The following is a 12,181-nucleotide window of genomic DNA, read 5'->3' as shown; positions in this document are numbered from 1 at the left end:
ATTGCATGCTGGGTCTCACGTGCTCAGCACGAGCTTGCGGCAGTGAAAAGCCTCCGCGTGCTTGTCGGGTGCGGCGCATTCGATTCCCCGCAGGCGCAGCAGCGCTTCAAATGTGTCCTCCGTCATCCATCCCTTGCGCGCCTCGCTGCGGAAGACCTGGCAGATGAGGGCAGCCTTGCGCGCGCAGATCGACTGGGGCAGCGGTACGAAGCAATTGGGCGCACCCAGATCGCCGTCGTATTTGGGAATCTCGTACTCGAGCACCAGATGCCGCCTCCAGGTGTTCCACGTCAGGTCGCTGATGGTGCGGTGGTCCTGATGCCGGTCGTCGCGGAAATGCGTGAAGATGAGATCGGGTTCGACCTCCTGTTTCACCGACTCCATGAACTCTTTCATCTCGGCGCCCAGCCGCGGGAAATAACCGTCACGGAAGTCCCGCACCATCACGCGGCGGCTGGCGGCGCGCTCGAGGAACAGCGCTGCTCCGGCCTGCGCTTCGCGTTCGCGCTCGGCGTTCCCGCTGAAAACCACCCAGCTCACATGCACATTGGGCCGCGCGGAAAGCAGCTGCAAGATCGTGCCGCCACAGCCGATCTCGATGTCATCGGCATGTGCGCCGAGGCACAGTACGTTCAGAGGTGCCCGGCTGTCGCCCGGAAGGGTCAGTTGGATCATGCTTCTGGCTGGCGCCTCCGCCACACTTCCCAAGGGGCTCCGCCGGGGCTGGCGTACAGCCGCTCGAGCTGTTGTTTGTCCTTGAAGGTGTCCATGCTGATCCAGAAGCCATCGTACGGATACGCGATCAGCTGCTGCATCCGCAAGAGCCGATGGAACGGCTCCTCGACGAGCTCCTCGTTCTCGCCGATGTACTCGAAAATCTCGTTTCGAAAAATGAAAAAGCCCCCATTGACGCGGATGTCTCCGCTGTTGATCGGGTAGATGTTCGTGACCACGCGATTGTCGGGTTGCGTGGTCACGATGTGGTAGCTGAGATTGGGGCGCACGCACAGGAAGCTGGCGACCTTGCCGTGCAGACGGAAGTCTTCGATGTACTGAGGCAGTGGCAGGTCCGACAAGCCATCGCTGTAGTTCACGAGGAATTCGGGCTCGCCCTCCAGATATTTCCGCACCGCCCGCAAGCGTTGTCCGATGTTGGACTCCGCGCCCGTGTCGGCGAAGGTGATGCGCCAGTCGTGAATGTCACTGCCCAGCAGTTCGACGGCCTTGCCGCCGCCAGACAACACGAAGTCGTTGGACAGGCACTCGTCGTAATGCAGGAAGTAGTGCTTGACTGCTTCGGCCCGGTGTCCCAGGCACAGGATGAAGTCCTTGTGACCGTGGTGTGCGTAGTACTTCATCAGGTGCCACAGCAGGGGGCGCGAGCCAATGTGCACCATCGGCTTCGGCAAGTTCTCGGCATCGCGCATGCGCAGGCCTTGTCCGCCGCAAAACAGTACTACCTTCACGGTCCGCCCCTGTGTACAGCCCCGAAATCACCGGTAGACGTTCATTGTGCGCGCTCGGGTAGCGAGTGTGGAAGATGGGTGCCGACCGCACTGCGCGCACGCAGCTCTCGCGTCCTGGATGCCGCGGTGGAACTTGCACTCTGCGACACGAGTTCGCCTCATCATTCCGGCAAGACGTCGAAATGGACACGCCCAGGGTGCCAGCGCTCAGCCGCAGGACACCCGTTCCACATTTCCCCGCGCATCGAGGTGCAGGTTCAGCCGGGTGGGCAGGTACTCCTTGGTCACCATCTCGTTGTGGCCAATGACCCGCACCGTCGTGGCGCCGGCCTGGCGCCGTGCGGTGGTCGCCAGTGAGGGCAGGGGCTGCTGGCCGACGGCGAACTGCGCGGCCGCGGCGTCGCAGGCGGCGGCGCTGTCACGCGGCTGTGCAGGCTCGGAAGGCATGGTGGAGTTCAGCGGCTGGGTGCAGGCCTGGAGCGCGAGGGCCGCGCACCAGGCGAGGCGCGCCGCCCATGCGCGCGAGACGCTCACGTCTTCTCCGACCAGAGCTCGCCGCCGGTGGCCCAGTCGTGCCGCTTGATATCGAAAAGCAGCACATCGACCGACTCGGCCTTGCTGCCCAGCGTCTCGACGACGGCCTGGGTGAGCGCCTTCACGAGTTCTTTCTTCTGCTCGACGGTGCGTCCTTCCATGAGTTCGACGCGGATGGTGGGCATGGGCTGGGCTCCTCGGCAAAGTGGATGGGAATGAGGGGATTATGTTTCCTGCCTACAGTCGCGTCCGGAGCCTGCGAACAACCCCCCACCCCAAGAAGGAGAGCCCCCGTGCTGAGAGACGACCTGCGTAGCGATTTCGATTCCCTGCTGCCCGGCAGCGCCCACGAGTCGGGGCCCAGCCGCCGCGCCGCCCTGCGTGGTGCGCTCGGCGTGGGCTTCGCGGCGGCGGCCGCGCCCATCCTGGCGCAGTCGGCCATCAAGACGCCTTCGGACGGCCTGGTGACCGGCGAGATCACCTACGAGGTGGACGGCTTCAAGGTGCCCGCCTTCCGCGCCGCGCCGGCCGGCCGCACCGGGCTGCCGGTGGTGCTGGTGGTGCACGAGATCTTCGGCGTGCACGAGTACGTCGCGGATGTGGCCCGGCGCTTCGCGCGCGCCGGCTACCTCGCCATCGCGCCCGAGCTGTACGCGCGCCAGGGCGACCCGGCGAGCTACGGCGAAGTCTCCCGCCTGATGGGCGAGCTCGTGTCCAAGGTGCCCGATGCACAAGTCATGGCCGACCTGGACGGCGCCGTGGAATGGGCCGGCCGCAACGGCGGCAACACCCAGGACGTCGGCATCACCGGCTTCTGCTGGGGCGGCCGCATCGTGTGGCTCTATGCGGCGCATGCGCCCATCAAGGCGGGCGTGGCCTGGTACGGCCGCCTGGTGGGCAATGCCTCGCCGCTCACGCCGCGCCATCCGGTGGACGTCGCCGGCCAGCTGCGCGCGCCGGTGCTGGGCCTGTACGGCGGGGCCGACTCGGGCATCCCGCTGGAGACGGTTGATAAGATGAAGGCCGCCCTGGCCAGCGGAAGTCCCGCGGCCAAGGCCTCGGAGTTCGTGATCTACCCCGACGCGCCCCACGCCTTCCACGCCGACTACCGCCCGAGCTTCCGGCGCGGTCCGGCCGAAGATGGCTGGAAGCGTGCGCTGGCCTGGTTCGAGCGCCACGGCGTGGCCTGAGGACAGACCCTGGGGCCAGTCCGCCGACCAGGCGGACTGGCCGATCGACCGACAAGCCGCCCCATGGGGGCGGCTTTTGCATGTTTTGGAGGGACAGCCGCGCCGGTGCCTCGTGCCCGGTCGCGCATCGATTGTTGATGAACCTGATTGCCATCGTGACGGCCACCCTGTGCGCGGGGATCGGCAGTGTGCTGCTCGCCGATCTGCTGATGCGGCTGGGCGTGCGCGAGCGCGCGGTCGCCGGTGAACCGGTGGCGGCGCAGCATCTCCTGAGCTTCGCCGCCGGCGCGCTGCTGGCCACCGCCTTCATGCACCTGCTGCCCGAGGCGATCGAGAGCGAGGCGGGCGCCAAGGAGCTGTTCGCCGTGCTGCTGGGCGGGCTGGTGTTCTTCTTCCTGCTGGACAAGGCCGAGCTGTGGCACCACGGGCACGAGCACGGCGCGCCGGCCGCCGGCCACGCGCACAATCATGCCGACCGGCATCACGGCCACGCCCACAGCCACGCGCACGCCCACCACGGCCACGGCCATCGCGCCGAGGCGTCCTCCGGCGGCGGCTGGACCGTGCTGACCGGCGACAGCGTGCACTGCTTCGGCGACGGCATCCTCATCGCCTCGGCCTTCATGGCCGACCTGCGCCTGGGTGTCGTGGCGGCGCTGTCGGTGATGGCGCACGAAGTGCCGCACCACATCGGCGACCTGGTGGTGCTGCAGCAGACCAGCCGCAGCCGGCGCGTCGCCCTGGTGAAGGTGTGTCTGGCCGGCTCGGTCACCATGCTGGGTGGCATCACGGGCTGGTGGCTGGTCGAGCGGCTGGAGGGCTGGCTGCCCTACCTGCTCGCGCTCGCGAGCAGCAGCTTCGTGTACGTGGCCCTCGCCGACCTCGTGCCGCAGCTGCAGAAGCGCCTGGGCGCGCGGGCGACCGCCACGCAGATCGCGTGGCTGCTGGGCGGCATCGCAATGGTCATGCTGGTGAGCTCGCTGGCCCACGTGCATTGAGCCCTCCGGGGCGTCCTACGCACGCACCGCCGCCGTCCGACAGGCGCGAAAAAGGGTGCGACCTATGGTGACGAGTCTCCCGGTGCGGGCGCTGCCCGGGCCGGGTCGCATGACGACTTCCACAGGAGCGACACCATGGCATCACGCGATCAGGACGAGCGCGATCGGCAGAACCCGGGGCGTTGGGGCAGCGAGTCCCAGGACCCGAACCGCGAACAGCGCGGGGCACAAGGCGAGCCGGGCTCGCGCACCCACGGCTACGGACAACGCACCGGCGACTTCGGCTCGCCGCAATCGGGCGGCTATGGCGGCTATGGCGGCGGTGGCGAGAGCCACGACTGGAACCGCGGCCAGGACGGCCGCGCGATGGGACGCGGCGGCTCCGAGTGGGGCGGCGGCCGCGGCGGCGACTCGGGCGAGAGCCAGCGCGGCGGCACGCAGGGCGGCGGCTACTGGGGCCAGTCCGGTGGCGGCGGATCGCAGCCTTATGGCGGCGCGCGCGGCTACGGCGACCAGGTCTACGGTGGTCAGCACGGCTATGGCAGCCAGCAGGGTTACGGCGGCCAACAGGGCTACGGAGGCCAACAGGGCTACGGCGGCCAGCAGGGCCAGGCGCATCAGCCTTACGGCGGCGGTGGCCACGGCGGCACGTCCAGCCAAGGCGGGTACGGCGGCCAGATGGGGCAGGGCAGCCACGGCCAGGCCGGCGGCCACGGCGGTGCCGGTCACGGCGGCTACGGCCAGACGGGCGGCTACGGCGGCGGCCAGCCGGGCTACGGCGGGCAGCAGGGCTACGGCGGGCAGCAGGGCTACGGGCAAGGCCAGCAGGCCCACGGGCAGCAGGGCCACCACGACCCCGACTACCAGCAATGGCGCGAAGAGCAGCTGCGCAACCTGGACCGTGACTACGAATCCTGGCGGCAGGACCGCTACCGGCGTTTCTCCGACGAGTTCAACTCCTGGCGCGCCGCGCGCCAGAGCGGCCGCAGCGGCAGCAGCACCGGCGGGAACTTCGGCGCGACCGACACGCCTTCGCGCGAGGCGCAGGCGCAGGCTCGGGAAGGCGACCAGGAACGCAGCAAGGACCTCGGTGGCGGCCAAGGCCGCGACGTTCCGCACGGCTCCAGCGGCATGGGCTCGGCCGGACAGACCATGAGCGGTTCCTCTGAGGCGAGCCGCGGCGAGAGCAGCGCCACGGGCGGCAAGGACGCGTCGCGTTCGAAGTAAGGAGACCGTCGTGCCCTGCCGCGGCACGACGGTCCAGGGACGCCGCTGCGTCAGCGGGTCGAGTAGCCCGTCACCCGCCACTTGCCATCGGGCTCGCGCACGGTGGTGAGGATCTCCTGGGCGTCGGGTTTCTTCTCGAACTGCGTGGCGAACAGGATGGTGACGTAGTCGCCATCGGGGCGGCCCTGCAGCTTGTCGCGGTACACCGCCTCCACCGGCTTGCGCTCGATCACCTTGCCCAGCGGCGCGCGCACCTTGGGAATGCCGTCCATCCACTGCGGCAGCTTCACCGCCGAGCGGAACATTGCGGCCGAGGTGTCGTAGGCGGTGCCCCAGTCGCGCCGGTCCAGCAGCAGCAGCCAGCCCTGGGCGGCGAGCTGGGCCGCCTGCTCCATCTCGGCCGTGTTGCCGGCGGCGTCGGGGCGGGCGGGTTCGGCGGCGGGCTTGTCGGCCGCGGGTCGTTCGGCCGCGGCCCTTTCGGCCGGCGGGGGTGCCGGAGGCGTTGACGCCGGGCTGGTCAGGCCCGGCGGCCTGGAGGCGCCCGCGGCACCGCCACTGCCGGGGAGCTTGAGTTGGGCGAAGGCGCTGGTGGCCAGGAGGCCGGCGAGCGCGAAGGCCAGGGGGCGGAGCAATCTAGGAGTCATGGAGTGAACGATAGGCGAAAAGGTCGCGGCCGGAGTCTAGCCGTCGGCCTGGCCCAGCAGCTGCGCCATGCGCGCGGCGCACACCTGCCCCTGGTCCTCCATGTTGTTGTTGAAGATGACGTGCACCTTCTGCGCATGCCGGCCCAGGGCGCGCAGCGGCGGCACCAGGTCGGCGAGCTCCTGCTCCTCGTACAGGTAGTTGAAGCGGTCGGCGGCGCTGGTGGCGCCCCGGACGTTCCAGGTGGCCCGGTTGCGCCCATGCAGGCGCAGGATGGCGAGTTCGCGCCGCGTGACCTCCCACACGGCCGGCACCGTGTTGGCGAAGCCCTGCGGCGCATCGACCACGGTGTGGACCACGCCCAGCGAGCGCTCGAAGTCCAGGGTGTCCTGGATGACCTGGGCGCCATGGAACCAGCTCGCGTGCCGGAACTCCACGGCCACCAGGTGGTCCGCCATGCGCCGCACGCAGTCGGCCACGTGGTCTCGCCACGGCGCGCTGCGCACCACCCAGGGCGCGAACTGGAAGTGCACGGCCGTGAGCTTGCCGGCCGCGCGCAGCGGCGCGAGCGCATCGAGCTGCCGGCGCCACAGTTCGTCGATCAGTTCGTCCGGCGCGTCGCGCCAGTGGAAGGGGTCGGGCAGGGCGGCGCCGAAGGCCTGGCGCAGGTCCTGGTGCAGCACGAGCTGCGGCGTGGCATGGCCCGTAAAAAGGCGGAACGCCTTCACGTTGAACTCGAAGCCCTCGGGCGTGCGCTCGGCCCAGAGCTGCGCGGTCTGCGGGGCGGGAATGGCGTAGTAGCTGGAGTCCACCTCCACCATCGGGAAGCGGCTGGCGTAGAACCGCAGCCGGTCCTGCGCGCTCATGGTCTTGCGCGGGTAGAAGCGGCCGCAGTCGATCAGGGACTTGTCGGTCCAGGACGCGGTGCCGACCAGGTAGCGGGACATGGCCGCATTACAACGCATGCCACCGGCCGCATCGACGCGGACGCCCGCGCGGCCGCGGCTGGGTGGAAAATGGCCGGCCATGCCCACCCCCCGTTTCGCGGTCGATGCCGCCCCCAATTTCCGCGACCTGGCCGAGCAGGTCCACACCTCGGTGCCCCTGCGGCGCGGCGTGTTGTTCCGCTCGGACCACCTGGGCGCCCTGGGCGCGGAGGACGCGCGCCAGATCCAGGCGCTGGGCGTGTGCCGGGTGATCGACTTCCGCGGCCAGCAGGAGCGCAGCAGCGCGGTCTGCGCGCTGCCGCGGGTGAAGGTGCATGCCCTGTCCATCGAGCCGACCATCGTGCAGGTGCTCTCGGACCTGCTCGCGGCCGGCCACCGGATCACGCCGGCCGAGGTGGTGGCGCACATGCAGGACACCTACCGCGGCTTCGTGCGCCGCCACACCTCGCGTTTTGCCGAGTTCTTCAAGCTGCTGCTCGACTCGGACGAGCCCACGGTCTTCCACTGCACCGCGGGCAAGGACCGCACGGGCTTCGCCGCCGCGCTCGTGCTGCACGCCCTGGGCGCCACGCACGAGGACATCGTGCGCGACTACCTGGCCACCAACCAGCGGCTGAAGGCGCCGCCCGGCACCGCCTGGGGCCTCTCGCCCGAGGTGGCCGCCGTGCTCTGGAGCGTGCGGGCCGAGTTCCTCGAAGCCGCCTTCGAGGCCGTCGAGCAGGACCACGGCGGCGTCGATGCCTACCTGCGCGAGGGGCTGGGCCTGCGCGAGCCCGAGCGCCAGCGCCTGCGCGCGCTGTACCTGCAGGCCTGATCCGCCGCCAGGCAGGCGCGCAGGCGGGCTTCCTACGCGCGCGGACGCGGCACACCGACAGCCTCGGCCACGGGCCGCGCCGAGCATCCGTGGGCTGTACCAGCCCCAAGGAGTGCCTCATGGTCAACCAGAACGATTCCCGCGACGGCGTGCCGCACAAGTCGGCCGACCGTCCCAGCCCCGACGTGGACCGCTACGCCACCGACGGCCAGTCCGATGCCCGTGGCAAGGGCGCGAGCGACGAGCAGGGAGAGCGGCCGCCACGTTCGGCCGAGAACGCCACCGAGCGGCGCACCGAGCCCTACGCGGGCGAAGGCCCGGGCAAGGTCGGCGTGACCAGCGACCGCCAGCCTGACCTCGTGGCGCCCAGTGGCGTCAACCAGCGCGACCACGGGGCCGCCGAGGACAAGCCCCTGGCCGGCGGTTCGGTGAATTTCGACGACTTCGACGAAGACCGGCCGCGCGGCAACACCACCCGCACGGGCGGCACCTGGAGCGACCGGCCCAGCGACGCCGGCGCGGTCGGCCCGGCGCCCGGTCCCGGCCTGTCGGACCGCAACGCACCCAGCGATCCGGCCAGCAAGCGCGATCCGCGCAAGACCTGAGCGCCGGGGTTCCTGTGCCTTCCTCTCCCGTCCTACATGGCTGGCGGTGCGGGGCCGACACGGTTTCTGCACAGCTTCCCTAGAGTGGCGGGAGCTTTCCGAACGTATTCACCTGGAGGTTCCCGATGACCCCCGATCCGGACAAGTCCGAGCGCCCGGACACCAGCGACCGCGAGCGCGCGGCGCGGGCGGACGACCGGCAGGACCGCACCAAGTCCACCCCGTCCACGGACATGCAGCCCGAGGATGCGGGCACCGACGCCTCGGCCCCGCCCGAGGGCCACGCCACGGGCGGCAGCACGCCGGCCGAGAACGCGATGAAGCAGCAGAGCAAGACCGACGCCGAACGGCGCCGCTGAGAACGACAACACTCCTGGGAGGAGCCGATGATCGACGTGCAGGATGACCCCATCGACCAGATGGAGCAGGATCATGAGCAGATGCGCCTACTGGCGCGGCAGTGGCGAGCCCTGGGCGGCTCCCCGGGCAGTGCGCCGCAGCGCAAGGTGCTCGCAGAGCAGCTGTGCACCCAGTTCACCATCCACGCCCGGCTGGAGGAAGAGCTGCTCGATCCCCTGTCACGCGAGGCCCTGGGGCCGCAGGCCCTGCCGGCGGACACGGACGCCCTGCGCCTGCGTGCCCGCGACCTGATCGCGCGGCTGCTGCAGATGCGCGCGGACGACCCGCTGCACGACATGCGCGTGGAGCGGCTGTGCGACACCATCGAGCAGCACATCGCGAGCCAGCAGGCCGGGCTGTTCCCGCGCCTGCGCCGCTGCGGTGCCGACCTGGCGCTGCTGGGCCGGCGCCTGCGCGAGCGGCGCCGCGAGCTCGAAGCGGTGTCGGAGGCGCTGCGCGAAGAGGTGCTGGTCTCCGCGCTTGCCTGATCACGCCACGTCCTACAGGCGGCAACAGTGGGGGACGACAGGCGAGGGGGAACCTGCCCCGGCGCCCGGCCCGGGATGGCCCGGCAAGATGCCTGTCGTCATCCACCCAGACCTACAGGAGTGATCCCATGAAGAGAAACCTTGAACTGCGCACCCTGGCGCTTCCCGTGCTGGCCGTCGCCACCTTGAGCCTGGCCGCCTGCGGGCGCGAGGAGCCCGTCACGCCGGCAGCGACCACGACGGCGCCTCCGGTGGTCGTCGTGCCGGCGCCCACCACGGGCACCACCACGCCGCCGACCGCCGGCGGCACCACCGGTACCGACAGCACGGCCGGTGGCAGCGCCTCCGGCACGAGCGGGACCACGGGCTCGGCCGGCGCGACTGGCACCACGGGCGGCACGGGCAGCGACACCGCTGCCGGCAGCACCGGCTCCACCACCGGTTCCGGCACCACCGGCGGCTCCGCCACCATGGGCGGCAGCGGCACGGGATCGTCGGGCGGCAGCGCCGGCGGCTCCACGGGCTCCGGTTCGGCTCCCACGACCGGCACCACCGGAACGACCGGCACCACCGGCACCGGCACCACGGGCGGCGCCTCCGGCGGCGCTTCGCGCTGACATGCGGGCCGCCCTCTGCGCCGTCTTCCTCGCCGCGGCGGCGCTGGCGGGGTGCGATCGTGGCGCCGACACCGGCGCCACGGCCAACCCCGTGGCGCCCGGCCGGCCCGGTGAAGGCAACCCGCCCGTCAGCGTCGTGCCGCTGGTGCCTGGCGGCGCTTCCCCGAACGTTTCGCCCGGCGTGGGCGGCACCCCGCCGAGTCCCCAGGGCGTGACCGGAAGCGGGAGCGCCGACCCGGCGATCTCGACGATCCCGGGTGTTGCGCCCACCGCCGGAGCCCTGGACCCGACGCCCAGCCCCATGGCCACCGACTCGGCCACCGGCCGTACGGTCCTGCCCTATGGCGGAACGACGGCGCCCCCGGGCGCCGCGCCGCCCGGCAGCCCGAACAGCACGCCGTCCGGCGCGGTCGGGCAGCGATAGGTGTGAACAGGCCTTTTCAGCTTTTTTCCACCGGCCGCGCCGGGTCGCTGCACCACTCGCTCCAACTGCCTGCATAGAGCGCGGTGCGGCCCAGCCCGGCGTGCTCCATGGCGAGCAGGTTGGAGACGGCGCTCACGCCGCTGCCGCATTGATGCACGACGGTGGCGGAGTCCCGGCTGCCCAGCAAGGCCTCGAACTCCTCGCGCAGCTGCGCCGGCGACTTGAAGCGGCCGTCCGGACCGAGGTTGTCGCTGAAGGGGCGGTTCAGGGCCCCGGGGATGTGGCCCGCGACCGGGTCGATCGGCTCCACCTCGCCGCGATAGCGGGCCGCGCCGCGCGCATCCAGCACGGTCTGTTCGGGCTGGCCCAGCCGCTCTTGCACGCGAGCAGTGGTCACCAGCTCGCGCAGCGGCGCGCCGATGGCGAAGTTGGACTGGAAGCGCGAGGGCTCCTCGCCGCCACGCAGCGCGCCACCGGCGGCCCTCCAGGCCGCGAGGCCGCCGTCGAGGACGGCCACGGCTTCATGCCCCATCCACTTGAGCATCCACCACAGGCGGCCGCAGTAGTTGGCGCCCTGGCGGTCGTACACCACCGCCTGCATGTCGTTGGCGAAGCCCACCGAACACAGCCACATGGCGAACTTCTCGCGCCCGGGCAGGGGGTGGCGCCCGCCCGAGGCGGCGTCGGGGTGGGGGTGGCGGCGCCCGGCGGGATCGACCACGCCTTCGTCGCTCAGGTCGCGGTCGAGGTGGGCATAGACCGCGCCGGGGATGTGCGCCTGGTGGTACTGCTCTTCGCCGGCCGCGGGGTTGGACAGCTCGAAGCTGCAGTCGAACACCATCAGCCGCGCGCCAGCGCGCTGCAGGGCCATGAGTTCGGCGGGCTGGATGAGGGTGGTGTAGGGGGTGTGCGTGGACATGGGTCAGTGCTCCTCGGCCGGTGCATCGGGCGCGGCGCGGGCGCGCAGCGCCGTGGCGGCGACGCCGCTCGCGACGATCAGGGCCATCCCCGCCCATCCTAGCGGCGGAATGTCCTCCGCGAAGAGGAGCAGGCTGTAGAGCGCCCCGAAGACGATGCCGGAGTACTGCAGGCTCGCCACCACCAGCGTGGCGCCCTGGCCGTAGGCACGCGTGATGCACAGCTGCCCGAGCGCGGCCAGCAGGCCGATGGGCAGCAGCCAGACGGCCGGGCCCCATTGCCACGCGGAGACGCCCGCGACCGCCATGCCCAGTGCGCCGCCCAGGGCCGAGCCGGCGGCGAAGTAGAAGACCGTGCGCGTCTCGGGCTCGCCCAGGCGGCCCAGCGCCATCACCTGCAGGTAGGCGAAGGCCGCGGTCAGGCCCGAGAGCAGGCCCACCAGCGCGGCGAAGAAGGTGTGCGGCTCGACCGTGGGCCGCAGCATCATCAGCACGCCCGCGAAGCCGGCGAGCACGGACAGGGCCAGCGGCCCCTGCCGCAGCGCGGCACCCACGCCGGCGCGCGGGTTCCACGCGAACAGGGCCCCGCCCACGATGAAGGCCGCCACCCACACGCTGCTCATGTAGTTGAGCGTGAGCGCGGTCGCGAGCGGCAGGTAGGCGATGGCATAGAACCAGGCGCCCAGCGAGAGCACGCCGACCAGGCTGCGCCAGGCATGCATGCCGGGGTAGCGGGTGCGCAGCGAGACGCCTTGCCGGCGCGCCAGCAGGGACAGCAGCACCATGCCGACCACGCCGCGGTAGAACACCAGCTCGGCGGCGTTGAAGCCGGCGGAGGCGAGCTTCACGCACACCGCCATGGTGGCAAAGAAAAAGGCCCCGAGGACCATCCACAGGGCCTGCATGCCGGAGC

Annotated in this window: 17 protein-coding genes; 9 read left to right on the top strand and 8 right to left on the bottom strand. The window is 71.1% G+C overall.

Annotation, left to right across the window (positions count from 1 at the left end; all coding sequences use genetic code 11):
• Positions 1–15: 15 nt before the first annotated feature.
• The 4 genes from EZ242_RS19535 to EZ242_RS19520 all read right to left on the bottom strand — a co-directional run bounded on the left by EZ242_RS19535 (position 16) and on the right by EZ242_RS19520 (position 2,185).
• A complete protein-coding gene (locus EZ242_RS19535) occupies positions 16–675 on the bottom strand; it encodes a PIG-L deacetylase family protein (protein ID WP_135286879.1) in 660 nt (219 codons plus the stop codon).
• Positions 672–1,466: a sugar phosphate nucleotidyltransferase gene (locus EZ242_RS19530; protein WP_135286878.1), complete on the bottom strand. Its 795-nt coding sequence runs from the start codon at positions 1,464–1,466 to the stop codon at positions 672–674. The genes EZ242_RS19535 and EZ242_RS19530 overlap by 4 nt, the downstream gene beginning before the upstream one ends.
• Positions 1,467–1,673: 207 nt before the next feature.
• The gene (locus tag EZ242_RS19525) at positions 1,674–2,000 is read right to left on the bottom strand and encodes an I78 family peptidase inhibitor (RefSeq protein WP_135286877.1); all 327 of its coding nucleotides are present in this window, start codon (positions 1,998–2,000) and stop codon (positions 1,674–1,676) included.
• Positions 1,997–2,185: a 4-oxalocrotonate tautomerase gene (locus EZ242_RS19520; protein WP_135286876.1), complete on the bottom strand. Its 189-nt coding sequence runs from the start codon at positions 2,183–2,185 to the stop codon at positions 1,997–1,999. The genes EZ242_RS19525 and EZ242_RS19520 overlap by 4 nt, the downstream gene beginning before the upstream one ends.
• 108 nt (positions 2,186–2,293) lie before the next feature.
• Here EZ242_RS19520 and EZ242_RS19515 point away from each other — a divergent pair, with 108 nt between their 5' ends.
• The 3 genes from EZ242_RS19515 to EZ242_RS19505 all read left to right on the top strand — a co-directional run bounded on the left by EZ242_RS19515 (position 2,294) and on the right by EZ242_RS19505 (position 5,415).
• A complete protein-coding gene (locus EZ242_RS19515; protein WP_135286875.1) occupies positions 2,294–3,190 on the top strand; it encodes a dienelactone hydrolase family protein in 897 nt (298 codons plus the stop codon).
• Positions 3,191–3,327: 137 nt separating this feature from the next.
• Positions 3,328–4,188, top strand: coding sequence for a ZIP family metal transporter (locus tag EZ242_RS19510; RefSeq protein WP_135286874.1), 861 nt, complete (start codon positions 3,328–3,330; stop codon positions 4,186–4,188).
• Between the two features lie 135 nt (positions 4,189–4,323).
• Positions 4,324–5,415, top strand: coding sequence for a hypothetical protein (locus EZ242_RS19505; protein WP_135286873.1), 1,092 nt, complete (start codon positions 4,324–4,326; stop codon positions 5,413–5,415).
• Positions 5,416–5,465: 50 nt separating this feature from the next.
• Here EZ242_RS19505 and EZ242_RS19500 read toward each other — a convergent pair whose 3' ends face one another.
• Both EZ242_RS19500 and EZ242_RS19495 read right to left on the bottom strand, forming a co-directional pair.
• The gene (locus tag EZ242_RS19500) at positions 5,466–6,047 is read right to left on the bottom strand and encodes a DUF4019 domain-containing protein (RefSeq protein WP_135286872.1); all 582 of its coding nucleotides are present in this window, start codon (positions 6,045–6,047) and stop codon (positions 5,466–5,468) included.
• 48 nt (positions 6,048–6,095) lie between these two features.
• Positions 6,096–7,004: a DUF72 domain-containing protein gene (locus EZ242_RS19495; RefSeq protein WP_135286871.1), complete on the bottom strand. Its 909-nt coding sequence runs from the start codon at positions 7,002–7,004 to the stop codon at positions 6,096–6,098.
• 79 nt (positions 7,005–7,083) lie between these two features.
• On the opposite strand from EZ242_RS19495, the gene EZ242_RS19490 reads away from it, so the two are divergent.
• The 6 genes from EZ242_RS19490 (at position 7,084) to EZ242_RS19465 (ending at position 10,351) form a co-directional block, all read left to right on the top strand.
• Entirely contained in the window at positions 7,084–7,818 is a 735-nt protein-coding gene (locus EZ242_RS19490) for a tyrosine-protein phosphatase (protein WP_135286870.1), read from the top strand.
• Between the two features lie 119 nt (positions 7,819–7,937).
• Positions 7,938–8,423, top strand: coding sequence for a hypothetical protein (locus EZ242_RS19485; protein ID WP_135286869.1), 486 nt, complete (start codon positions 7,938–7,940; stop codon positions 8,421–8,423).
• Between the two features lie 125 nt (positions 8,424–8,548).
• Entirely contained in the window at positions 8,549–8,782 is a 234-nt protein-coding gene (locus EZ242_RS19480) for a hypothetical protein (RefSeq protein ID WP_135286868.1), read from the top strand.
• Between the two features lie 27 nt (positions 8,783–8,809).
• The gene (locus EZ242_RS19475) at positions 8,810–9,310 is read left to right on the top strand and encodes a hemerythrin domain-containing protein (protein WP_135286867.1); all 501 of its coding nucleotides are present in this window, start codon (positions 8,810–8,812) and stop codon (positions 9,308–9,310) included.
• Between the two features lie 128 nt (positions 9,311–9,438).
• Positions 9,439–9,927 (top strand): hypothetical protein, encoded by a 489-nt coding sequence (locus tag EZ242_RS19470; protein WP_135286866.1) that lies wholly within the window; start codon positions 9,439–9,441, stop codon positions 9,925–9,927.
• A gap of 1 nt (position 9,928) precedes the next feature.
• Positions 9,929–10,351 carry a hypothetical protein gene (locus tag EZ242_RS19465; RefSeq protein WP_135286865.1) on the top strand — a complete coding sequence of 141 codons (423 nt, stop codon included), beginning with the start codon at positions 9,929–9,931 and terminating at the stop codon, positions 10,349–10,351.
• 16 nt (positions 10,352–10,367) lie between these two features.
• Here EZ242_RS19465 and EZ242_RS19460 read toward each other — a convergent pair whose 3' ends face one another.
• Both EZ242_RS19460 and EZ242_RS19455 read right to left on the bottom strand, forming a co-directional pair.
• Positions 10,368–11,270, bottom strand: coding sequence for a sulfurtransferase (locus EZ242_RS19460; RefSeq protein WP_135286864.1), 903 nt, complete (start codon positions 11,268–11,270; stop codon positions 10,368–10,370).
• A gap of 3 nt (positions 11,271–11,273) precedes the next feature.
• Positions 11,274–12,173 (bottom strand): DMT family transporter, encoded by a 900-nt coding sequence (locus tag EZ242_RS19455; RefSeq protein ID WP_135286863.1) that lies wholly within the window; start codon positions 12,171–12,173, stop codon positions 11,274–11,276.
• Between the last annotated feature and the right edge of the window lie 8 nt (positions 12,174–12,181).

This window comes from Ramlibacter rhizophilus (genome assembly GCF_004681965.1).
In the GTDB taxonomy this organism is placed as follows: Bacteria; Pseudomonadota; Gammaproteobacteria; order Burkholderiales; family Burkholderiaceae_C; genus Ramlibacter; species Ramlibacter rhizophilus.
This window is presented reverse-complemented; position numbering and strand designations above follow the sequence as displayed.